Raw genomic sequence first — 22,353 nt, forward strand, 5'->3', positions numbered from 1 at the left:
TATTCTTATATATCTTTGTTCTGCTTAATATCAGCGGATGTGATTTCAAAGTTTTGTGTTGTACTTTTCTCAGGTAGTGTCATTATTAAATGATAATCTACAAAAATCGGAGCACCATCCCCCAATGCTTCCGGGTTGCTACTCCCCTCAAATCCACTGATGAGAATTTTGTAGGGACCTCCAAGTAATCCCTTGCCTGCTGGAGTTTCATAACGACCTTCGATGATCTTGGCCATACTTCCTGGGCCGGGTAACGAATCTGGTTCAAAAGAGATATAACCAATGGGAATTGGTTTTCCATTAAAGGTCACCGTCCCTGAATAGTCGTATTTGGTAAGACCAGAATTCGAGCCTCCACATCCGATGAGAGCGCACAAAAAAATGAGGAAGCCAAATTGATGATAACTGATTCGTTTGGCAATGTTTGTGTGAATCATTTTTGGAATCCTCCGATTGGAAGCCCATCATCTCGGTCACTGAGAGTTCGATAAGTGGTTAAATCCATATTCTCACTGAGAAAATGGACTGAGCCATCGGCCATACAGACATGACATCCCCCTTCGTGAAAGCTGCCAAAAGCTCCACTCATGGCTCCACGATTGCTGTATCCAGTATCCGTTTTTGAACCATCTGAATCCAGGTAATTGATTTGCCAGCGTGCTCCTACCTGGACTCCGGGAATTTCACCCGGTGCTTGATGACTGGAATCACTTGAGGCCCAACCATAGTGTGCATCTGCAGGAGTCCGGCTTCCAGGCCTGAGTTGATACTTGGACTCAGCCACCATAAATACGTTCGTTGAACCATCGGTAATATCTCGCATGCGAATTCTGGAATCGGTGTGAAGAATCCCATTGGTAAAAAACCAACGATCAGTTTGTGTCGAACACCTTCCCGAGGCTGGGCCAGTGGCTCCACCATTCACACCAAAGTAGCTACTGTTGTTAGCCCCGGCTTGAGAGTTGATATCACTCGGACATTGAAATTTTGGGTTTCCTTTCAAAAACTCCGTATGATTAGCCGCAGAGCCATGTGGATGTGTTCCCGTTGGAGCGTGGTTGGCGAAACCGGTAAAGGGCTCTTCAAAGACAAACAGATTGTAACGATTGCTTTCGTCGAGGAATGGCAGTATCAACACTGTCCAGGGAGGGCCATTCCTGACACTACTTCCGCTTGCGGGAAAATTACACCAGCCAGTTTGCGGAAACGCACTGCCCATCACAGTACCAGGCGGAAAAACACTATGGGTCTCATGATAATTGTGTAATGCGAGCCCAATTTGTTTCAGGCGATTTCTACAATCAGAACGTCTTGCCGCTTCGCGTGCCTGTTGGACTGCTGGTAACAAGAGCGCAATGAGAATGGCGATGATTGCTATTACAACCAGTAATTCAATGAGCGTAAATCCCCGACGAGAGGAGCAAATATTTCTCAGCCGGTGTTGCCTGGCAGAATGCGAGATCTGACTATGTATTTGATGTGTCGCTGGCATGATGTTTAGCTCCTCAACGATCAGGTACAAAAGAAACTGCTATTCATAAAATAATAGATATAACGTCATACATAACCCATTCGAGATGAGATTTCCGCGGCATGTTTTTTTACGATTTCAGCAAACTTGTCAAAATGCTGCTGTCCGATTCTTGGTTCAGGACCAGTGACCCAAATGGAAGCAATGGGGTAGCCACTATGGTCAAAAATGGGGGCAGCAACGCAGTTGATGCCTTCGACTTCTTCTCCCCAATCGACAGCATAACCTAGATCACAGGACGCTTTGAGCGTGGACTTCAATTTCTTTATGCTCGTAATGGTACGGTTGGTATATTTTTTGAGTGTCAATTTTGCGATGAGTCGCTCTTGTTCTGCAGGTGGCAGATAAGCCAGCATAATTTTGGCAGGGGCAGCGACATGTAAAGGAAAACGAGTGCCCAATTCGACGAGTACCTTAATTGGATGATTGCTGGCAACTTGTCCCAGTACAACACCTTCCCGATCTATAAGACGTCCTACCAAAGTCGTTTCACCCGTTTCATCTCGCAGCCGACGTAGCACATCGATCGAGTTTTCCAGTAGTTGTTCTGCACCTGCTCCTCTACCTCCTAATCCCAGGAACTTTCCGCTCAAACGAAACTGCTGAGTTTTTTCATCACGCAACACATAGCCATAGGCAAGAAGTGTACTCAGAATTCGAAATGCGCTATTTTTCGGGATTTCTAAAGCGACGCTTACGTCGCTCATAGTGATTCCTTCAGGGCGATCTGCCAAATGTTCCACAATTTTGATGGCCCGTTCGAGATTAGGCACATGGTAGCGGTCTGTATCTATCGCGGCAGTTTTCTTTTTCATAGTTTGACCTGTAGATTATTGTTTGATATATAGTACATATGAAGCATCGTGCTGTCAAATAAAATAAGCGAATTCTGATCTGAAATCGATTTTCACTGAAGTAGACGAGACGATATTCGCAGTTAATTCTTGGTTGCTAAACGCGATTGCGTCTATTTCTAAACGTTCTCGATTTTCATTTGTAATGAAATCTATGGATCTAACGATTTAATTAGCAACAAACTACATTCCGTTTCGTTGCCGAATTTGATCCATATGTGGGAGTGGGCCATCAGGAGTAATCGATTCTGCCCAACCGAGTCCTGCTCGATTCTGTTTGAGGTTCCATCCGTTTCGTTGGCAGTATGTTTTGAGTTCCTCTTCTGTAGGAAAACTGGCAATGAGAGTTTTCTCTCGTCGATCAACAACAAGTACCGTGGGGAGGACTGCAAATTGCATTTGATACAACATCGCTGGTTCAAATTGATTGGTCACGAAAGTGGCATGAGAAACTGGAGGGAATTCAAGACTGGCTAATTGCTCTTCTCTATTAAGAGGCTCACTCTGAAAATCCCAGGGAAAAGTGTTGCTCCGAATTTGTGAATAACAAAAGAGCAGACAAACCAGAGGCAGACTTAAGACTGTTAGTCGAAGAAAGCGAGCATATTCTGGGGCGTTCTGTTTTGAGTTTGCTGAATCAACGGGTGAATAGCATAAGGAAAATCCTAATAAACAAACTGCAGCAGGGGCAATATGAATCAACAGCCGATTCATGGATGATGAAACATGCCAGTACGGATTATAGGGGGTAAGTAAATAGACGAGATAATAACCAGTGAGCTGGATTCCGATTGCCAAATGCATGCCGGGAAATGGCTTCTTTCTCAGCAGAAGAATGAATAATAGCAGGACGGGGACCGAACAGAGCAAAAGCCCTTCCGCTTTCCAATTTGATAAGACATTCCACAAATTGTTCAAGATCAATCGATGTCGTTCCCATTCCTCGACCTGGTCAAGCCGAACTAAGAGGCTGAAAGAGTTGAAAAACACTTCAGGCTGAAGGACCTGACTAATTTCAAATGCACGTTGAGGCTCAAATAAATCATTAGGTGGTGCCAAACTGATTTTGAACCAAATCAAAAAACTAAGGGGAATAAAAACGCCCTGAACACTCGCAAAGAGAATTGATTTCCTGGAAAGCTGTGAATTGGTATTCACTTTACGATAAGGCTTAAAAAAATGAAGAGACTGGAGTAGCATTAAAGTTCCAAAAAACGAGACCACCCAAAGTTGTCCTTCGTTTTTAACTAATGCTGCCCAGGCAACTAGAAATCCGCAAATCATCCAGCCACTTCGGCTTTGTTCCTTCTTCGCGAAGTGGTACCAGGCGAGAGATGTGAGTATCGTATAAGACAAAATGAAATCGAGTGACTTGATTGCATGAAGATAAACAAGAAACGGTGTACCCAGGATAATAGCAACGGTGAGGTACCCCCACAGGGAATTTCGAGTTTCGATCAAGCACCACCATCCGGTCAGAATCGACATCCACCCAGCGAAGAAAGGGATCGTCAAACAGGCAACTGCAAGTGCAGATCGGCTTCCATCCAAGCTCCAGAGTGGAACCAATGCCCACGAGAACAGGGGCGGGTAATCGGGATGCAGTAATGCAAGATCGTTCGAGAAGCCTTGTGTCCAAAGGTCGCCTCCGTCTACTAGAAAACGTGCACGCAGAACCCACGTAAACATCGGATCCCAACTTCCCCAGGGGACGAGTAGGTGAACTTGAATGGCGATCAGGAATTCTCCTAAGAGAAATGTTAAGAGAATCCAAAACGTCACTGCAGGCGGGGCAAACGAGATTGTTCTTAAGTCGTTTTGATCCTTTCGAAGAACAAAGAAACTCAATCCACAGAATAATATGAGAAGAGAGATAATAGATGGGAGAGAAAGAAGCGTTTCAAACAGGCCTGTGAGTGCCAGAAGAGAGGTCCATATAATGGGAAGGCTTCCCCATGCCAGTAAATGGAACTGTTTCGGAACGCATCGAAATACGATCAGCCCTGCAATAAAATAAAAGAGCAACGTCAAAATAAACGAGTACATTTCTTAACATTTCATTTAAAAACGTATTAGCTCAGATCGACAGTTTCACATTACACTGTTTTTATTTTACATAAGAACATTAAGTAGGCATTTTTTATGGTGCCTGGGCTTGTTTAATGATGTCGATTCCCACTAGTTCGCTCCAGGCGGCTAACAGATTTTTAGTGACTGGCCCAACTTCACCATTTCCAATCACAGTGCCGTTGAATTTTGTAGCTGGCATAATGCAGTAAGGTGTACTCGTAAAAAATGCCTCATCAGCGGTCGTGACATCGTAAGGCAGTAGCTGGCATTCTTCGACTGGTAGATTAAGTTGCTCAGCGAGCTGAAAAATCGTTTGTCGACTGATTCCATCCAGACAGTTGATCGTACTTGGTGTGCGAATTCGATTGTTGGACACAAGAAAAAAGTTACCTCCTTTATTCTCGGAGAGAAAACCATCTGTATCGAGCAATAAACTCTGTGCCATCGGATCAAAAAGCTTTACTTCAGATTCGGCAAGTGTATAAGTAAAGCGACTACGATTTTTGATCCGTGCGTCAAGAGACTGGGCAGGTTGAATTCGTGTAAACGGTGTCACAGCATGGCAACCTGTTTGATAAAAGTCTGCCCAATAGGAAAGGTCAAGAGGTAATGTAACAATCATAACCGTCGGTTGAGATTCTGCTGGTCTCTGGCCACTCGAAGGTACCCATTGGCCGGGGGTGATGTTATGAATGATCCAGGCATCAGTACCTGTATCGTAGCCTGGCTGATTTTTCTCCCAGACTTCCAGCGTGAGCCGTTCGAGTTTATCAGCTGTCACACCGGCTTCGAAGCGTGCTGCTTTTAAACTTTGAAACAGACGATTGATATGATCACGCAAACGATACGGCTTGTGTCCGAATGTTCGTGTGGATTCAGTAACAGTCATTCCTAGACTAATGGCTCCATCAAAGATGGAAATTCTTGCTTCATTTGCGGGAACATATTCACCGTTCAGATAAACCAGATTCTGCGTCATGTCAGTCCCTTTCAAGTTTTAATTCTGTTTCAGTTCATAGCAGGAAAAACAGGTGGATTCATATTCGATCCATCGCCCGTTTTCGTGTCTGACAATCAAACACGCATTTCCTGGTTTGTGGTTGATCAACTTAATTCCTGGTTCCGGACCGAGTACACTAATGGCGGAAGCGAGACTGTCGGCGGTCATTCCATCTGGAGCAATGACCGTTACGCGGCTTTGATCAGTGAGACCTACTCCTGTACGTGGATCAACAATATGCGAGTAACGTTTTCCATTAATTACAACATGTTGCAGCGCATCACCTGAAGTGGCAACCGCCATATTATGTAATAACAGGTATCGATCGATCTTTCCCTTTTGCTCATCCCCGGAGGAGATGCCGATCTTCCAGCCACATGTATTTGGTGGAGGATCACCCAGAACGATATCACCGCTGGCATCAATCATGGCGCGGTTCACCCCGTTTTTCTTTACTTCTTCTAGTGCGATATCTGCTGCGTAACCTTTTGCAATACCTCCCAGGTCAAGGCGCATATTATCTTTCATCAACTCTACCGTTTGGTTCTGGTCTGATATACGAACTAGTTTATAGCCGACCATACTACGGGCTGATTGTAAGCTTTGACTGTCAGGCAGTTTTTTTCGACGGCGAGCGCGTCTCCAAAGGCGTACAACAGGGCTGATTGTAACGTCAAACGCGCCATTTGTTTCCTTAGAGAGTGATTGACTTTTTTTCAGTGTATCTAATAAGGGGCGACTGACTTTGATTGGCTTTCCCGGCCCTGATAACCGACATAACTTGTTTAATTCACTTTCAGGGTCATAATCGCTGAGGATTTTATTAAGTTCCTTTACACGAGCAAAAGCATTTTGAGAGGCTTTGTTTGCGATTACCTCGTTCGTTGCATATAATAAAACTCTCCATTGCACTCCCATATGCACTTCTTGAAATTCATAGCGAGTAAGAATTTCGCTTTCCGTGCATTGTTGATTGCCTGTTATGGTGGAGAGAAGCAGGCATGTCTGATAAACGTATGACATTATCAACCCTGATTGAAGACTGTATAAAGCTTACCAATATGGAGTAACCTAATATGCTTAGCGTACGTCGCCCTGGTCATTTAATGCAAGGCAAAGTGGCATTCCTGGCCGCGTTCTTAGTTTCTGTTTCACTGGCCAATGCTGGTGAGACTGAAAAAACAATGAAGCCATATACCGAAAAAATTGCTAACACGGATGTCACATTTGATATGGTTCCCATCCCGGGAGGGGAATTTGTTTTAGGTAGCCCTGCCGGCGAAAAGAAGCGAGAAGACGACGAGGGGCCTCAGATCAAAGTCAAAATCGAACCATTCTGGATGGGCAAACACGAAGTCACCTGGAATGAATACGATGTCTGGAGTTTCAATCTGGATATTCAACGCCGAAAATTGACACGTGTAAAAGCAGACGCAAAAGAAAAAGCAGCTGACGCAGTGACACGCCCTACGAAGCCTTATACAGATATGACGTTCGATATGGGACACGATGGATACCCCGCAATCTGTATGACTCAGTTAGCAGCGAAAACTTACTGCAAATGGTTGAGTGAAAAAACAGGTCACTATTACCGTTTGCCCACAGAAGCAGAATGGGAATATGCCTGCCGCGCGGGAACAACTACTGCGTATTCCTTTGGTGATGATCCCTCTAAACTGGATGACTATGCTTGGCATTACGCCAACTGTAATGATACCTATCAAAAAGTTGGAAAGAAGAAGCCGAACCCTTGGGGATTGTATGATATGCATGGAAATGTTTCCGAGTGGGTACTCGACCAGTATATTCCCGATGCGTATAAAAAATGGAGCGGTAAAGGCACACTGAAGTTTCCTGTTAATGTACCAACCAAACTTTATCCACGCATTGTTCGCGGTGGCTCCTGGGACGATGAACCAGAGGAATTACGAAGTGCCAACCGTATCTATTCCAGTTCAGACTGGAAAATTCAGGATCCTCAACTTCCACAAAGTATTTGGTATCATACCGATGCCATTATGGTGGGGTTCCGTGTAGTTCGTCCTCTCAAAGTACCTACAGCCGAAGAACGGAAAAAATACAATCTTGATCCGATCATCCCGGCTGATGAAGGGCGTTAATCTGACAAAAATTAAGTTGTTTAGTTAGAAAATGGTGCATTCGCTGAAAAACAACAAACGATTTCTCTTGCGAAATGCATATATCTTTTAGAAACCGTATCAAATACTAATTCGATTTAAAGATTAGGGAAAGGCCTCTGATGACTCAATCTAATGATCAATCCACCTCAAGACGTGACTTTTTAAAAGTATCTACGGCAACTGCAGTAGGAACAGGAGTGCTTTCCTCTTTAGGTTCAACGGCTCATATTTATGCCGGTGGTGACGATAAAGTTAAAGTTGGTCTTGTAGGTTGTGGAGGCCGTGGTACTGGTGCTGCTTCTCAGGCATTGTCGACTGATGGAAATGTTAAACTGGAAGCGATGGCCGATGCGTTTGATGATCGGTTAGACAGAAGTTTGAAAAACCTCCAGAAACAGTTTTCTGGTCGTCCAGAACGAATTGATGTCGCTGAGGAGAAAAAATTTGTCGGTTTCGATGCCTACCAAAAAGTCCTCGACAGTGGTGTCGATGTGGTGATTTTGGCCACGCCTCCTGGTTTTCGCCCCATTCATTTTGAAGCTGCCGTCAATAAAGGTGTGCATGTCTTCATGGAAAAACCGGTTGCTACCGATGTGACTGGAGTTAAAAAAGTGTTAGCGGCTGCTAAGAAAGCCAAGGATAAAAAACTGGCTGTTGGTGTCGGTTTACAACGTCATCATCAAGCTCCTTATATCGAAACCATTAACCGTTTGAAAGATGGTGCCATTGGTGATATCACATCAATGCGTTGTTATTGGAACGGAGGTGGTGTCTGGGAACCGCGTTTGGACCGCAAAGATGCGAAGTCAGAAATGGAATATCAGATGCGAAACTGGTATTACTACAACTGGCTCTGTGGTGATCACATTAACGAGCAGCACATTCACAATATTGATGTCTGCAACTGGCTAAAAGAAGATTTTCCTGTCAAAGCTTATGGGATGGGAGGACGTCAGGTGCGTACCGACAAGAAGTACGGTGAAATCTATGATCACTTCGCGGTCGAGTTCGAATATGCAGACGGAACTCGCATGTATAGCCAATGTCGACACATTCGCAACTGCTGGAATAGTGTGACAGAACACGCTCAAGGAAGTAAAGGTTCTTGCGATATCAGTGGTGCCAAATATCAGACCAATGCCGGTTACAAATGGAAGTATCGTGGCAAAAAGCCGAATCCCTATCAGGTGGAACACGATGATTTGTTTGCCGCTATCCGTAAGGGAACGCCCTATAACGAAGCTGAATATGGTGCGAAATCAACCATGACAGCAATTTTGGGTCGACTGGCAACTTATAGCGGCAAACCCGTCACATGGGACCAGGCCATGGCTTCCAATGTTGATTTGATGCCCAAAGATTTTTCCTGGGAAGCAACTCCCATTACAGTTCCAGATGACAATGGATTTTACCCGATTCCAACACCGGGTGTAACGAAAGTCCTCTAACATCTGTTAAAAATTTCTATCCCAGGCCGATTGGTTTCTCTCGAACCAATCGGTCTTTTTTATTTTTTCGATTTCAGTATGATTCTGAAACAGATTCTATATTAACGTGCGTTTCAATTCCTGATATCAAAATGCCTCATCAGAATCAGATCACGAGCCTTGTCCCCTCTGATTACCTTCAGGCTTTAGAGCTTTGGGAATCTTCTGTGCGTGCTACGCATAGTTTTTTGACAGAACAAGAGATTCAGTCTCTCAAACCTCTGGTGCATTCAGAATGTTTGCTGAAGATTCCTTTGTTTTGCATGCGCGACGAGACAGGAGGCGTAATTGGTTTTATAGGAGTAGACATACCAAAAATTGAAGCGTTGTTTATAGATCCTGCCTGGCGAGGGAAAGGCATCGGCCGCAAATTGCTGGAATATGCAATCAATGAAATGCAGGCCGAATTGGTTGATGTTAATGAGCAGAACCAACAGGCACTTGGCTTTTATCAACATATGGGATTTGAAATCGCTCATCGCTCCGAAGTGGATGGCTTTGGCAAGCCGTATCCTTTATTACACCTCAAACTACCCGGCTGAAACATTTGAAGTTAATTTTTAAGGTGTATTTCCTAAACGGATTTGTTATCTTAAAAGCCTTCCTTTATTCCTACCAGGAGCCAACACCATGCCTACCCGACTCATCCGAAAGTCTATTTTGTTTTCTCTCTTGTTGATCTGTGCAATTCCAGTGATCGCGGCAGAACCACTTAATATCGCTGATCGGCGAGAGTTATTTATTGATGATGCCCTTGTAGATAAGCTGACAGCTGAAGCTGAGATTCGATTGCAGCATCCGATACCACGTGAAGTCGTTTTTAAATTTGATCAACCCTGGGAGGGAAGTAGTTCCGGGTACCACACCATTTTTAAGGATGGAGATCTGTATCGGCTCTATTATCGTGGTTCGCATATCATTGTATCGGAAGGTCGCATTAATACAGGAAGCCACAAACCCTTTTATTGTTATGCGGAAAGTAAAGATGGCATTCATTGGACTCGTCCGGAGCTTGGCATCGTCGAGTTTAAGGGCTCAAAGAAAAACAACATTATTCTGGAGGGGCTAGGTACACATAATTTTGCCCCTTTCAAAGATGAAAACCCGAATTGCAAACCGGCGGCGAAGTATAAGGCGTTAGCTGGCATTCAGAGTGAAGGTGGGCTCTATGCGTTTCAGTCGGCAGATGGGATCCACTGGAAGCTGATGCAGGAAAAACCGGTGATTACTAAAGGAGCCTTCGATTCACAAAACCTCGCATTTTGGGATTCTGATCAAAAAACGTACCGCGCGTATTACCGTATATTCACGAAAGGAATTACAACCTCCAAAACTTGGAAGCCCGAAGGGGACCGTGCGATCAGGACTGCCACATCTGATGATTTTCTGAATTGGGGCAATGAAGCTGATTTGACTTACGAAGACTCTCCCAGTGAGCAGCTTTATACAAATCAGATTAAAGCCTATCATCGGGCACCACATATTCGGATCGGCTTTCCTGCCCGTTATATAGAGCGAGGCTGGTCAGAATCAATGAAAGCACTGCCTGATCCCAAACGTCGCGAATTGCGGGCTTCCTCAGTCGAGCGTTATGGGACTGCGATTAGTGAGGGGCTGTTAATGGCCAGCCGTGATGGCGTACATTTCAAACGCTGGAACGAAGCGTTCCTGCGCCCGGGGCTCGAACGTTCTGGTACCTGGCAATACGGTCATCAATTTATTGCTGAGCATGTTGTGGAAACTAAGTCTGGTCTTCCCGGTGCTCCTGATGAATTATCAATATATGCTCCTGAAGATTACTGGCACGGTAAAGGAGGAGCTCTCAGGCGATACAAATTGCGACTTGACGGTTTTACTTCGGTTCGTAGTTCGATGAAGGGAGGGGAGCTGATTTCCAAGCCGATTATCTTTGAGGGCTCAAAATTTTCAGTTAACTTCGCAACTTCAGCCGCCGGTAGCTTGCGCATCGAACTTCAAACTCCGGAGGGAAAACCAATTCAAGGATTTACCCTTGGAGAATGTGCAGACCTGTTTGGTGATAGCGTGGATCGTATTGTGACATGGAATCAAAATGCAGACGTCAGTAGTCTTCAGGGAAAACCGATTCGACTCCGCATTCAATTGAAAGATGCTGATTTATACTCGTTTCAGTTTCAAAAGTGAATTAAATCAAGCCCTTTAATTCACCAGTACTGTCGCCGAAGCGATCTGCTTTGATACCCATACGGTTGAGCATCGAAACATAAAGGTTACACATCGGCGTGTCCTTGGGAGCCGTTAACCGGCGATTGGGGCGAATCGTACCCCCTCCTTTACCTGCGAGAATAACAGGTAGATTGTGCTCGGTATGCCGATTTCCATCTTTGATAGTAGAACCAAAGAGTAGCATGGAATTGTCAAGCAGGGTGGATTCACCTTCACTCAGTGAACGCATTTTATCAATCACGTAAGCCAACTGCTTGATGTGCCAGGTTCCGATGGCTTCATACATATTGCGTTCTTTTTGTTGTTCACGGTGGTGCGATAGCTGATGGAAACTCCCTTTGACACCATCCAGGAACGAGAAATTACGTCCCGTTTGTGCATTTCCGAACATGAATGTTGAAATCCGTGTGGAATCAGTCCAGAAGGCAAGCACCATAATATCGAGCATTAAACGTACGTGCTCCTCATGACTCTTGGGGATTCCCGGACCAGGACGGGGAAGATCAAATCGTCCTTCATTAATCCAGCGTTTTTGTGGCTTCATCGCTGATTCGATGCGTCTCTCAACAGACCGCACCGAGTCCAGGTATTCATCGATTTTTGCACGATCATTGATACCTACTTTTCGTTGTAACGATTTTGCATCTTCGCGTACCAGATCTAATACACTCGTATCATCACACTGTAGTGACTTAATGACCTGAGGCTGGTCTGGATTGAAGCCTGAGACGACAGGCCCTGCAGAACTGGTTCGAAACAGTCGATCAAAGGCGAGCTGGGGAATAATTTCTTTGGGGACGGGTGAATGCGGATCGCGCCAGGCAATATGAGAGCCATAGATACGCGTGAATCCACCACCGATATTATCGACACCATTTCTTGCGGGGTCCACACCAAGTTCAAACGTTGGTAATGGAGTCCGATTGCCGATCTGACGTGCCATGAACTGGTCGAGTGACGTACCACCCGTATCCATGTCACGACCTGAAGTTCGAACGACAAATCCACCCGAAAGAAAAGCGGGTACTTTTGGCCAATGGCCGTTTCGTCCCACAGTCTGTTCGTTCCAGAGATTTTCCAGCAGCAGGAATTCCTTTTTGACTCCTGCTAATGGCTTGAGCATCGGTGTCAGATCAAATTGATCGTTTCCCTTTTGAGGAGGATCCCAGTGCTTAGGCACAACGCCATTCGGCATGAAGAGAAAGGCGGTACGAACTGGAGGCTTTGAGAGCGTTTCGGCTGCACGACTGGAAGATGTCATCGCATCCAGCCAGGGTAGTGCCAAGGCTGCGCCCATTCCTCGTAACACTGTTCTTCTTGAAATTGGTTGTGCCATCTCTCATCCTTCCCGAAAATATAGAGGGCAAACAGAATTCAAATGAAACATTATTTTGTTTTTTCTGATTCTACCTCAGCCATAACTCCATCGCGATAGAGAAATGGCGTGCAGAAAACGATTTCACGAATCAATGCCTGTGATTGATACCCATTTTGTTCCAGTTTTTTGACAATGGTTTCTATGGTGCAGGCATCAGCATCTTCCAAACTTCGCCCCAACGCATACCCTAGCATTTTGGCTGTAAAATGGCGTGCCAGTTCATCTTTTCGCTTCAGAAGAACTTTCTTCAATTCAGCAGGGCCTGCAAATGTTTCACCAGAGGGAAATTCACCAGTGGCATCCACAGGTTGGCCTCGTTCTTTTTCTCTCCATCGACCAAACAGGTCGTAATTTTCCAGTCCAAAACCGATGGGATCAATAATATCATGGCAAGCTGCACAAGTAGCATGTTCACGATGGGCCTCTAACACCTGGCGGATCGAACGCTTTTTATTCTGTTTACTCTTTTCCTTAAGTGGGGGAACTCCCGGTGGTGGTGACGGAACTGGTGTTCCTAGTAGCGTTTCCAGTACCCAGGCACCTCTTAAAACGGGACTGGTCCGTTTAGGATAAGAAGTCAGCATATGCACGCCCCCTAAACCCAGCACACCTCCTCGTTTCCCATCTGTAATCGAGACTTTGCGAAATTTGCGGCCTTTGACTCCTTCCACCCCGTAATGTTTCGCCAGACGTTGATTCAAAAAAGCATAGTCAGCATCGACGATTTCCAGGAGGCTACGGTTTTTCTGGAAAATGTAATCCATCATCTGAATCGCTTCTTCACGAAAATCCAGTGCCAGCTCTGTGGAGTAAACATCACGGAAATCACCACCCACAGGCGCCACACGACCGCCGACATCTTTGGTACCCAACCATTGTTCGGTAAATTGTTTTGATAAGGACCGTGCTTTGGCGTCAGCTAACATTCTCGTAATCTGTTGATTCAGAACTGACTCTTTATGTAACTGAGCCTGGTTGGCCAATCGTAATAATTCTTCATCTGGTGTGCTGGCCCAGAAGAAATAGGAAAGCCGCGTTGCCAATTCATACTCGGAAATTGGTTGTATGCCGGCTTGTGTTTTATTAGCTTCCGTACGAAATAAAAAATGCGGAGAAACCAGGACGGCTTTGAGTGACAACTTAATCCGTTCCTCATACGGATCATTTCGTTTCGCGGCACGATCATAAAGTTGCATCAGTTGTGAAAGTTCATCTTCCGTAAGTGGCCGTCGATAAGCTTTCCTCGCGATTTCTCGTATGATTTTATGAGCCGCATCTCGATTTTGTGGTAGATCTTTCCCTGCAACTTGAAAAATACGCTGATGTAGTTCTTTTTTAGTAAGGAACGGTTTACCTCTTTGCTCCGTCAACTCCATTGATGCAACTTTAACGGAAGGTTCCTCATTGGGAACAGCAAGCGTAATCGAATGTAAGCCGCGCATAAGTCGCACATTAGTAGAGACCGTTTGATCGGTTTGATCACTGAGTTTAAAACGATGCGCTTTAATACCATCGATCTTTAAAATAACATTCATTGAATTCTTCTCAGGCAGTTGAAATTTGATTTTCACTTCATAATCGCTAGTGAGATAGATACTTTCGATGACAGTAATTTCTTTGCCGGTAGGGATTGTGCGAGTACCCTGTTGTCTTTTAGTAACAGGAGGTAGAAAGTCAGAGGCTAGATACGTTTTTACGAGCGGAGGTGTAATAATCGCAGCGTCCAGAACCTGTTGAGCTGCTTCCAAATAGCGTTCCATTAAAATCGGTGGCAGGAATAAAGTTTCTCCATTATTGTCGAAGCCTTCACCACCCGCACCATCATTGGGGAATTTCTCTGAGAACTTGAGCTCTAAACCAAATAAATCGCGGATGGTATGATCATATTCTGTTCGATTCAAACGACGTGGTAAAACACGTCCTGCGTGTGGACCATGGTTACAGGCCGTTTCACGCAGATACGTTTCGATCCAGTTTGCAATCCTTAACCGCTCCGCTTCTGTCGGCTGAGGTTCATCTGCAGGAGGCATCGTTCGATTTCGTAATTGATGAGATGCGCTGTGCCAGATCTTTCTGGATTGAGAGATTTCATCTGCAGTGATTGCCTTAAGCAGTCCCACATCGTTTTTAGAGTCTTTCGGGTCATGACAATCTGCACAATACTTAACCAGGACGGGACGAACCGACTTTTCAAAGTAGTCTGCCGGCTCTGGTGAGGCAGCAAAGCTGTTACTACTCATCAGGAATGCGATCTGGCATAATAAAGCGATACGCATATTCAGACCTGTTTCGGGTTGGGAGGTAGATTCTGGTGATGGTAGGCTACGGGAGAATTCTCCCGGAATGAACATTACTTTGATTATATGTAAAAAAAGAGTCAAAGAAAAGGATTGATCCGGTAACTATCAATTTACGTCTATCATGATTGGATCATAGATTGGACAATTCTGGCATCTCAGATGAGACAGGTTGACCTCAAAACCGATTTTCGCACATAATCCCACTATAGGTGGACTTAGATCAAAGTCACAATTCAAGAAATTATGTTCAATATTTTAATCGACGGGCTTGTTGTATGGCTGATAAGAATACTGCTCAAGAGACTAAAAAACAGGCTTGGCGTGAAAGGTTGTATGAGATCATTTTCGAAGCAGACACACCCGCCGGTAAATATTTTGATGTTGTCCTCTTGATCGCGATTCTAACAAGTGTTTTCGTCATCATGTTGGAGAGTGTTGAATCCATTGATGCCCGATTTAAGAATGGGTTTACCTACGCCGAGTGGTTTTTTACAGTTTTGTTTACCTTCGAATATGGAGCACGCATTCTTTGTGCTCGTCGACCAATACGCTATATTTTCAGCTTCTATGGTATTGTGGATCTACTTTCCATCTTACCTACATATGTGCTCGTCCTTGAATCATATGGAATGGAGTCAGATGAGCTTCATCGACTAGGGGTGATTCGTGCACTTCGTCTGTTGCGCGCCTTCCGTATCTTTAAGTTAGGGCACATGTTGTCGGGAGCGGCTGAATTACGAGAAGCGATTTGGGCGACTCGTTCAAAAATTACAGTCTTTCTTGCCACTGTTGTCATTGCTGTTGTCATTGAAGGCGCCGCGCTTCACTTAATCGAAGGTCCTGAAAATCCTGGTTTCAGTTCCATTCCCCAAAGTATGTATTGGGCAATTGTCACGATGACTACAGTTGGTTATGGTGATGCCACACCAGAAACTCCCCTTGGAAAATGTCTGGCGGCAATCATCATGGTCCTGGGCTATAGTCTCATTATTGTTCCTACAGGACTTGTGACGGCAGAATTAGCACATGCTGGAGGTAATTTTACAGCAACTCGAATTACGACCCAGGTTTGTCCGGAATGTATGAAAGAAGGGCACGAAGTGGATGCCACATTCTGCAAATTCTGTGGATCACGTCTCTAATTCAATTTTTCTATTAATCTGATTCTCAAAGAAAGTTTCAGAAAATCAGTAGATTTCTGGAACTTCTTTTCTGCGCACATCGTCAAAATCGCGGTGCTCAACTAAGAGCACTTCATTTCAATTAAAATCCTGTTTTGGCCAGGAGACGTTTCAATGCGCAAACTTTTTCATTTCACTGTGTTAGCTTTAGTGTCTTTAGGCTTGATGAATCAACCAATTCAAGCAAAGGAAAAACCGCAACCGACGAAAACCACACAGCCTTCTGTCGAATTAGCGATTCTGCTTGATACCAGTGGTAGTATGCAAGGCTTGATTAATCAGGCACGCTCACAGCTCTGGAAAATTGTCAATGAATTGGCCACAGCTAAACAGAATGGTCAAGTTCCTGTGATGAAAGTGGCCTTGTATGAATATGGGAAAAGTAGTCTTCCGGCCAGTGAAGGTTACATGCGACAAATTATGCCACTTACAGAAAACCTGGATCAGCTTTCAGAAGAATTATTTGCTCTGAAGACAAACGGTGGTGAAGAATATTGTGGACATGTCATTCAAGCAGCCACGAATGGCCTTAAGTGGAGTGATTCTGACAAAAGTCTGAAGTTGATTTTTATTGCAGGAAACGAACCGTTTACACAAGGGAAAGTCGATTTCAAGGTGGCATGCCCGGCTGCTATCAAAAAAGGAATCACCATTAATACGATCTTTTGTGGACCAGAACAAACGGGAATTCAAACAGGATGGAAAGAGGGCGCTCTTTTGGCAGATGGATCTTTTTTGAGCATTAATCACGGGGTTCAGGTTGTGACTCCCAAAACACCCTATGATCGGAAATTAAGCGAACTAAGTCGGAGTATCAATAAAACCTACCTCTTTTACGGTTCTCAAAAAGCGAAGAATGAATCAAGTGCCAGTCAGCTTTCCGCTGACGGACTGGCAGGACAGTCAAGTCCCGCTTCCAGTGCCGACCGTGCTGCCTTTAAAGGATCGGGACGTTACCGCGTCAAAGCAGATTTAATCGATGCAATTGCCGGTAAAAAAGTCAAGCTGCAAGAATTGAAGCAAGAAGAACTTCCCGCCGAGCTGAAAAAGTTGACGAAAAAAGAGCAGACTGCTTATATCGAGAAAAAACAGAAAGAACGAAAAGCGATTCAACTTCAGATTCAAGAACTCACCAAAAAACGAAACAAGTTCATTGCGGATGAAATGAAGAAGCAACAAAACCAGAAAAAAGAAACCACGTTTGATACGGCTGTCATCAAAGCTTTGAAATCGCAGGCTGTGAAAAAGAATTTTCAGTTTCAATCTGAATGAGTCAGTATTTCCTGCTGAAAACCGTAATTCCTTCAAACAAAAGCAAAGCCATTAAGGGAGTCCAGTTATGAAATCCTATCGACTATCATTGGGAATTGCCTGTGCTGTAATGGTACTGATTGGTGCAAGCACAATGACACAGGCTTGTTTCATGAGGGCTCCTCAACCCGTTCAAGTCTGGATGGATCATATCAACGTTGATATTACCAACCAGGTGGCTGTGAAAACCTATCATTGTGCATTTCGGAATCCCAATGGCAGAGCCATCGTAGGCGGGACATGTTACATGGAGCTCGAACCGGGAACCCAGGTGAATAACATGTCTGTGCTCGTGGATGGTAAAGAAATGCAGGCGGAAATATTGGATGTCAAAAAAGCCAATCAGGTTTTTCAGGAGATCGTTAAAAAAGGTGGCTCACCTGCATTACTGGAATATTATGGTAACCAGCTGATCCAAACCAAAATTCCGCGGGTCGCGGCAGGAAAAACGGTGATGGTCAAATTGACCTACACGACAGTCCTGAAAAAACGAGGAGATTTGATCCGTTTGCAAATGCTTAACACGAATCCCAAAGCATTAATGCAACCACTCAAAGAAGCTTCAGTCACTGTGAATATCCGTAGCGATGAGCCGATCAAGAATATTTATAGCCCCACTCATCAAGTCAAATTAGTCGAGAAAAAAGACTGGGATATTTCTGTCGAATGGAAGCAGAAAAACTATTTGCCTAAACATCCTTTCGTGCTTTACTATCAGACGTCATCCGACAAAGTTGGAGCCAGTCTGGTTGCTCATCGAGAAAAAGGAGAGGCTGGCTATTTCATGATGATGCTCTCTCCCACACAAGGGCAGGGGATCGGAAAACTGACTGAGAAACAAATCATGCCCAAAGATGTCGTGTTTTGTATCGATACATCGGGTTCTATGCTGGAAAATAATAAAATTACGCAGGCACGTGAGGCTTTGAAATACTGTTTGAATCATCTGCGTCCAGGTGACCGCTTTAATATCATTGACTTCAGTACGACGGCACGCCATTTCGACAAACAAGGGTTGATTTTTTTTAATGAAGAGTCGAAACAAAAGGCTCTGGCATATGCGGATGCGTTGTCAGCCCGTGGTGGAACGGCCATTGAAGAGGCGTTGTTACTCTCGTTAAAACATCTCGAAACAGATATTGAGAGTTCTGCGCATGATCGGCTGAAAATGATAGTCTTTTCCACAGATGGGCTGCCCACAATTGGTGAGCGCGATGCTCAGAAAATTCTGCAGACAATTTCTCAAAAGAACACCGAGAACGTACGATTGTTCGTCTTCGGTGAGGGCTATAATGTGAATACCAAATTGCTTGATTTTCTAGCACTCGATCATCGTGGAGAAGCAGACTATATTCTTCCCAAAGAAGATATTACCAAGAAAATCAGCCAGTTTTTTGATCGGGTGGGCAGCCCTGTGATGACAGACGTCTCATTTGATTTCGATGGGGCCGGCGTGATCGACGTCTATCCTCGACAAATTCGAGACATTTTCAAGGGAGAGCAATTGCTGGTTTACGGGCGTTATACAGGTTCTGGTCAAAAAACAGTAAATGTCACGGGTACTATTAATGGGGCCAAAACAACGCTTTCATACCAATTGGATTTTCCAAAAGAATCGTCCGATGACCGAAGTTCTTTTGTACCTCGGCTTTGGGCAGGACAAAAAGTGGATTTCCTTCTTGAAGAAATCCGCAAGAACAATACGTCACAGCCAGATCAGGAATTAGTGAATGAGATCACCTTACTTGCCAAACAGCACGGAATTGTGACTCCCTATACGAGTTTCCTGATGGCTGATGACACCATGTTGGGTAATTCTCCGCTTCCTGCGCTACAAGCAGGTCGTGGTCAATTGCGGTTATTACGAGAGGGCCGTCAACTACAGAAGAATATCAAAGAAAAAGTTGAATTTGATAGTTTTCAACGTGGGGGGAGCAGCAGCCTTCGACAAAGGCAAAGTCAGATTGAAGATGCACAAAGTTCCAACCGTGATCGAAGTGCTGCCGGTAAAAGTGGCAATGCCTCTCGCTTGTATTTTCAAGCAGAACGAGAAATGAAAAAGGTCGGCAAAAAAGGTTCCGCCCTTCAGTCGATCCGTTATATCGGGAATCGGACCTTCTATAAATCAGAGGGAGCCTTCTGGAATGAGAGTTTATACGATCCACAAAAACATAAAAATCTCAAAATGATTGAGGTTGGATCCAAAGACTACTTCCAGTTGCTCAAGCAGGATCAGCGGTTGGCGAAATACTTATCGCTTGGTAACGTGATTCTACAAGTGGATCAACGCTGGTATCAAATCCAGGAAAAATCGAAGTCATAAACCATAAAGGCAAATCGCTTTATGCGAAGCAGACCTAGGCTTCGCTATTCTACAAAAATAATTTCTGTGACGAAATGATCCTCGTTAATTACACCTGAATTAAAGTACCACGAAAAGCATGAACGCCACGAACTTTAATCAGGGTGGTTCGAATCATTCTGCTCAGTTCTCAAAATTGGCGAATTCACGTTTCCCATTCATCTAATTCTCTTCCAGCAATTCCTGAATCTCATTCCACGGTCCAGGCGCCACGTCGCACGGGCCGACAGCAACGATCTGCTCAATCGCTTCATCGAAACTTGTCCCATTGATTTTGGACAGAGCGGCTGCCACGATGGCGGGTGAGCGGCTCATGCCACCGCTACAGGCGACCAGAGTCGGTTCCTCGGCCTCGATGAATCGGACCAGAGTCTCAATCGCCGTTTGCAATACCGGTTGATGATTTTCTTCCCCGTCGATCAAAGGCAGGCGGCAATAAACGATCTCTCTGGGGAATGTGACTGGTGGTTCTTCCATCGCCAGATCGATTTTGTTCCCGCTAAGTTCCAGGAGTCGTGTTACTCATCAGATGAGACAGCGTGTCGGATTCATGCGGCTTATTCTCTCTCCTCGGTTTGCAGTCGCTTGTTCACAAAGGAAGCCAGGTTTTCGGCATCATCGGTACCAACCCGCAGAACACTGTTTCGCAACTTCAGCACCACACAGTCGCGTCCCCAGAGGTTCCAGACCAGACCGCCCCGCGGACTCATATGAATCCCCCAGCCTTCAATGAATGTCGTTCGGCCCACCTCGACATCGGTAATGTCATCGTAACGCACGCTTTTACGAAAGAGCGGTAACGGGCCGAAGCGAATGGCAATCTGGTCGTCTTCGTCTTCTACCGTCAGTTGTTGAAATGCCGATCCCAATATCAAAATCAGGGCACCCACCAATGCTAAAATGAGACTTACCGATTGCAGATCAGTAAACCACGCGCCCAAAAACATTCCGATGGCAACCGCATAGACCAGCAAACCAAGCGGTGCCTTTTGTGTATGACGATAAGTCGCGATTCCACTCATTTTATGATCTCCTGTCTCAGGTACTCGATCTTTAAAATGATACCCGTTTCATTTTGAATGTCTAATTTTTGTCCTCGGTCTTGAGGTTATGAAAAGTCATTTCGAGTGCTGTTTTTCTTAGTTCTTCGTCGCGCCTCTCACATTCTTTGAGTGATATCCTTGAAAGAAACCAAAAAATCGGAGGAAAAATCAAAAAGAATACTAAGTATCCAAAGACAGAGGGTACTGCTTCCCCCATTGACTCTTTGATCTTTGCCATCCAGACGTAAATTAATAAACTGGGAATGAGTGCCAAAATTGAGACAATAAATGTAAACCGCGTGATACCCTTCATCTCTGATTTAGTTTTTTGGTTTTCATCAACTTCAAGTTGATAGTAATACCGAAGGGCTTCTTCCTTCGAAGCGAGTTCCCCCTCAAATAACATTTCTTTACACTGATGGCACATGCCTGTTTTCAGAATGTGATCACTCGTGCGTTCCATTCCTATAAACGCATCACAAAGCGGGCAGTTTAACTTCAAATTGCGTTTTAATCGATTGTCATAGAATATGACGCAGGTTATTGGCAGAATAAATGAAATTAAGAGATAGAGACCTAATCCAATTCCTATCCACAGACGATGTTCAGCGCAGTTTTGTGTTGTATCTCTTTCGTAAAGATCATCGATGAATATCAAACCCAAGAATGGGGAAAGAAGCATGAAAAACATTATGATAAAACCAGAGATCGAAGTGCTTTTGTTGTATTTACAAACAGCTGCTTCATACTCGTCTTTGAAAAGTTGAGCTTCGTTCATTGATTCAATCACGGCTGACCTCAATGTGTTTTTGGGCAGACCTCTCCCGACACAAAGAGAACGTATCGTGCAGAGTGAGGGATCACTCAACTTCGATTAATTTGAAAATTGATCTGAGAGTGCATCCATTTGAATCCTGGCGATTCTGAGCTGTGATTCTTGGTCCAATTGGTTCTGGTGATGCTGAAATCAACCTGGAGATAGATTAATCTGATGACATCGCGGTTAAGAGATCGATATCAAACGAATCGGGGATGGTGACGACCAGAGTATTATGGCCATCGTCTTCGAACTTGATCGAATTTCGGGGCATGCCGATAGCAGGTTTTTTGGCCAGGATCACATTCTTGTCGCGAAGCAGGAAAAAGTGTTCGTTGAGACCGTCTGGATCTGCGGTCACAAACATCAAGATTCCCTTTTTCAAGCTCACAGATTGCACGCGCGTAAACATCTTGGTTTTAGCGAGGGGATGTTGCCCATGTTGAAAGCGGGCGTTGTGCTCCCTTAAAGCGGCTGATTTTTCTTTGTTCGTTTCTGCCTCATCACTAACATAAAAGAGTGAGAAGCAAAATAGAATTATGATGATCGATGAAAATGTGGTGAGCATGTCCTTCAATTTAGCCAACTCCCACTTTCGGTGCCCGCGAAAGAGTCAATTTTTCAGGTGTCACAATTGCAAATTTCGGATAGAAAACAAATCGTTCCGAATGAT

At 44.6% G+C, this 22,353-nt stretch carries 19 protein-coding genes; 7 read left to right on the top strand and 12 right to left on the bottom strand.

The genetic code is table 11. From position 1 onward, the window contains the following. Window positions 1–5: 5 nt before the first annotated feature. The 6 genes from V202x_RS05065 to V202x_RS05090 form a co-directional block, all read right to left on the bottom strand. A complete protein-coding gene (locus V202x_RS05065; RefSeq protein ID WP_197993235.1) occupies window positions 6–437 on the bottom strand; it encodes a hypothetical protein in 432 nt (143 codons plus the stop codon). Further along, a complete protein-coding gene (locus tag V202x_RS05070) occupies window positions 434–1,492 on the bottom strand; it encodes a DUF1559 domain-containing protein (RefSeq protein WP_145171804.1) in 1,059 nt (352 codons plus the stop codon). Before V202x_RS05070 ends, V202x_RS05065 begins: the two co-directional genes overlap by 4 nt. Before the next feature lie 65 nt (window positions 1,493–1,557). Beyond that, the gene (locus tag V202x_RS05075; RefSeq protein ID WP_145171806.1) at window positions 1,558–2,346 is read right to left on the bottom strand and encodes an IclR family transcriptional regulator; all 789 of its coding nucleotides are present in this window, start codon (window positions 2,344–2,346) and stop codon (window positions 1,558–1,560) included. Between the two features lie 222 nt (window positions 2,347–2,568). After that, window positions 2,569–4,431, bottom strand: coding sequence for a hypothetical protein (locus V202x_RS05080; RefSeq protein WP_145171808.1), 1,863 nt, complete (start codon window positions 4,429–4,431; stop codon window positions 2,569–2,571). Window positions 4,432–4,525: 94 nt separating this feature from the next. Further along, on the bottom strand, window positions 4,526–5,434 hold the full coding sequence (locus V202x_RS05085) for an aminotransferase class IV (RefSeq protein ID WP_145171810.1): 909 nt from the start codon (window positions 5,432–5,434) through the stop codon (window positions 4,526–4,528). Window positions 5,435–5,452: 18 nt separating this feature from the next. Beyond that, window positions 5,453–6,478, bottom strand: coding sequence for an FAD:protein FMN transferase (locus V202x_RS05090; RefSeq protein ID WP_145171812.1), 1,026 nt, complete (start codon window positions 6,476–6,478; stop codon window positions 5,453–5,455). 53 nt (window positions 6,479–6,531) lie between these two features. Between V202x_RS05090 and V202x_RS05095 the strand changes: the two genes are divergently transcribed. The 4 genes from V202x_RS05095 to V202x_RS05110 all read left to right on the top strand — a co-directional run bounded on the left by V202x_RS05095 (window position 6,532) and on the right by V202x_RS05110 (window position 11,246). After that, a complete protein-coding gene (locus tag V202x_RS05095) occupies window positions 6,532–7,575 on the top strand; it encodes a formylglycine-generating enzyme family protein (protein ID WP_144984870.1) in 1,044 nt (347 codons plus the stop codon). A 140-nt stretch (window positions 7,576–7,715) separates the two neighbouring features. After that, window positions 7,716–9,044, top strand: coding sequence for a Gfo/Idh/MocA family oxidoreductase (locus V202x_RS05100; protein ID WP_145171814.1), 1,329 nt, complete (start codon window positions 7,716–7,718; stop codon window positions 9,042–9,044). Between the two features lie 131 nt (window positions 9,045–9,175). Continuing rightward, window positions 9,176–9,625, top strand: coding sequence for an acetyltransferase (locus V202x_RS05105; RefSeq protein WP_145171816.1), 450 nt, complete (start codon window positions 9,176–9,178; stop codon window positions 9,623–9,625). Window positions 9,626–9,713: 88 nt separating this feature from the next. Next, window positions 9,714–11,246 carry a hypothetical protein gene (locus tag V202x_RS05110; protein ID WP_232098851.1) on the top strand — a complete coding sequence of 511 codons (1,533 nt, stop codon included), beginning with the start codon at window positions 9,714–9,716 and terminating at the stop codon, window positions 11,244–11,246. Window position 11,247: 1 nt separating this feature from the next. Here the strand turns inward: V202x_RS05110 and V202x_RS05115 are convergent, their stop codons facing one another. Both V202x_RS05115 and V202x_RS05120 read right to left on the bottom strand, forming a co-directional pair. After that, window positions 11,248–12,624, bottom strand: coding sequence for a DUF1552 domain-containing protein (locus V202x_RS05115; RefSeq protein WP_145171818.1), 1,377 nt, complete (start codon window positions 12,622–12,624; stop codon window positions 11,248–11,250). 50 nt (window positions 12,625–12,674) lie between these two features. Then, the gene (locus tag V202x_RS05120) at window positions 12,675–14,942 is read right to left on the bottom strand and encodes a DUF1592 domain-containing protein (protein ID WP_197993236.1); all 2,268 of its coding nucleotides are present in this window, start codon (window positions 14,940–14,942) and stop codon (window positions 12,675–12,677) included. A gap of 299 nt (window positions 14,943–15,241) precedes the next feature. Between V202x_RS05120 and V202x_RS05125 the strand changes: the two genes are divergently transcribed. The 3 genes from V202x_RS05125 to V202x_RS05135 all read left to right on the top strand — a co-directional run bounded on the left by V202x_RS05125 (window position 15,242) and on the right by V202x_RS05135 (window position 19,781). Beyond that, window positions 15,242–16,108, top strand: a complete 867-nt coding sequence (locus V202x_RS05125) for an ion transporter (RefSeq protein ID WP_145171822.1) — start codon at window positions 15,242–15,244, stop codon at window positions 16,106–16,108. 153 nt (window positions 16,109–16,261) lie between these two features. Continuing rightward, window positions 16,262–17,419: a VWA domain-containing protein gene (locus tag V202x_RS05130; RefSeq protein ID WP_145171825.1), complete on the top strand. Its 1,158-nt coding sequence runs from the start codon at window positions 16,262–16,264 to the stop codon at window positions 17,417–17,419. A gap of 67 nt (window positions 17,420–17,486) precedes the next feature. Next, window positions 17,487–19,781: a VIT and vWA domain-containing protein gene (locus V202x_RS05135; protein WP_145171827.1), complete on the top strand. Its 2,295-nt coding sequence runs from the start codon at window positions 17,487–17,489 to the stop codon at window positions 19,779–19,781. A gap of 201 nt (window positions 19,782–19,982) precedes the next feature. Here the strand turns inward: V202x_RS05135 and V202x_RS05140 are convergent, their stop codons facing one another. The 4 genes from V202x_RS05140 to V202x_RS05155 all read right to left on the bottom strand — a co-directional run bounded on the left by V202x_RS05140 (window position 19,983) and on the right by V202x_RS05155 (window position 22,248). After that, window positions 19,983–20,297 carry a dual specificity protein phosphatase gene (locus V202x_RS05140; RefSeq protein ID WP_145171829.1) on the bottom strand — a complete coding sequence of 105 codons (315 nt, stop codon included), beginning with the start codon at window positions 20,295–20,297 and terminating at the stop codon, window positions 19,983–19,985. A gap of 80 nt (window positions 20,298–20,377) precedes the next feature. Beyond that, window positions 20,378–20,842 carry a hypothetical protein gene (locus V202x_RS05145; protein ID WP_145171831.1) on the bottom strand — a complete coding sequence of 155 codons (465 nt, stop codon included), beginning with the start codon at window positions 20,840–20,842 and terminating at the stop codon, window positions 20,378–20,380. 61 nt (window positions 20,843–20,903) lie between these two features. After that, complete coding sequence (locus V202x_RS05150) at window positions 20,904–21,326, bottom strand: hypothetical protein (protein WP_145171833.1); 423 nt, start codon at window positions 21,324–21,326, stop codon at window positions 20,904–20,906. A gap of 520 nt (window positions 21,327–21,846) precedes the next feature. Further along, a complete protein-coding gene (locus tag V202x_RS05155; protein WP_232098853.1) occupies window positions 21,847–22,248 on the bottom strand; it encodes a hypothetical protein in 402 nt (133 codons plus the stop codon). Window positions 22,249–22,353 lie beyond the last annotated feature (105 nt).

It is taken from the genome of Gimesia aquarii (assembly GCF_007748175.1).
Taxonomy (GTDB): Bacteria; Planctomycetota; Planctomycetia; order Planctomycetales; family Planctomycetaceae; genus Gimesia; species Gimesia aquarii_A.

Excerpts from the sequence above, each read along its gene's own strand:
- V202x_RS05065 (WP_197993235.1), bottom strand. The coding sequence starts at position 437 with ATGATTCACACAAACATTGCCAAACGAATCAGTTATCATCAATTTGGC.
- V202x_RS05070 (WP_145171804.1), bottom strand. The coding sequence starts at position 1,492 with ATGCCAGCGACACATCAAATACATAGTCAGATCTCGCATTCTGCCAGG.
- V202x_RS05075 (WP_145171806.1), bottom strand. The coding sequence starts at position 2,346 with ATGAAAAAGAAAACTGCCGCGATAGATACAGACCGCTACCATGTGCCT.
- V202x_RS05080 (WP_145171808.1), bottom strand. The coding sequence starts at position 4,431 with ATGTACTCGTTTATTTTGACGTTGCTCTTTTATTTTATTGCAGGGCTG.
- V202x_RS05085 (WP_145171810.1), bottom strand. The coding sequence starts at position 5,434 with ATGACGCAGAATCTGGTTTATCTGAACGGTGAATATGTTCCCGCAAAT.
- V202x_RS05090 (WP_145171812.1), bottom strand. The coding sequence starts at position 6,478 with ATGTCATACGTTTATCAGACATGCCTGCTTCTCTCCACCATAACAGGC.
- V202x_RS05095 (WP_144984870.1), top strand. The coding sequence starts at position 6,532 with ATGCTTAGCGTACGTCGCCCTGGTCATTTAATGCAAGGCAAAGTGGCA.
- V202x_RS05100 (WP_145171814.1), top strand. The coding sequence starts at position 7,716 with ATGACTCAATCTAATGATCAATCCACCTCAAGACGTGACTTTTTAAAA.
- V202x_RS05105 (WP_145171816.1), top strand. The coding sequence starts at position 9,176 with ATGCCTCATCAGAATCAGATCACGAGCCTTGTCCCCTCTGATTACCTT.
- V202x_RS05110 (WP_232098851.1), top strand. The coding sequence starts at position 9,714 with ATGCCTACCCGACTCATCCGAAAGTCTATTTTGTTTTCTCTCTTGTTG.
- V202x_RS05115 (WP_145171818.1), bottom strand. The coding sequence starts at position 12,624 with ATGGCACAACCAATTTCAAGAAGAACAGTGTTACGAGGAATGGGCGCA.
- V202x_RS05120 (WP_197993236.1), bottom strand. The coding sequence starts at position 14,942 with ATGCGTATCGCTTTATTATGCCAGATCGCATTCCTGATGAGTAGTAAC.
- V202x_RS05125 (WP_145171822.1), top strand. The coding sequence starts at position 15,242 with ATGGCTGATAAGAATACTGCTCAAGAGACTAAAAAACAGGCTTGGCGT.
- V202x_RS05130 (WP_145171825.1), top strand. The coding sequence starts at position 16,262 with ATGCGCAAACTTTTTCATTTCACTGTGTTAGCTTTAGTGTCTTTAGGC.
- V202x_RS05135 (WP_145171827.1), top strand. The coding sequence starts at position 17,487 with ATGAAATCCTATCGACTATCATTGGGAATTGCCTGTGCTGTAATGGTA.
- V202x_RS05140 (WP_145171829.1), bottom strand. The coding sequence starts at position 20,297 with ATGGAAGAACCACCAGTCACATTCCCCAGAGAGATCGTTTATTGCCGC.
- V202x_RS05145 (WP_145171831.1), bottom strand. The coding sequence starts at position 20,842 with ATGAGTGGAATCGCGACTTATCGTCATACACAAAAGGCACCGCTTGGT.
- V202x_RS05150 (WP_145171833.1), bottom strand. The coding sequence starts at position 21,326 with ATGGAACGCACGAGTGATCACATTCTGAAAACAGGCATGTGCCATCAG.
- V202x_RS05155 (WP_232098853.1), bottom strand. The coding sequence starts at position 22,248 with ATGCTCACCACATTTTCATCGATCATCATAATTCTATTTTGCTTCTCA.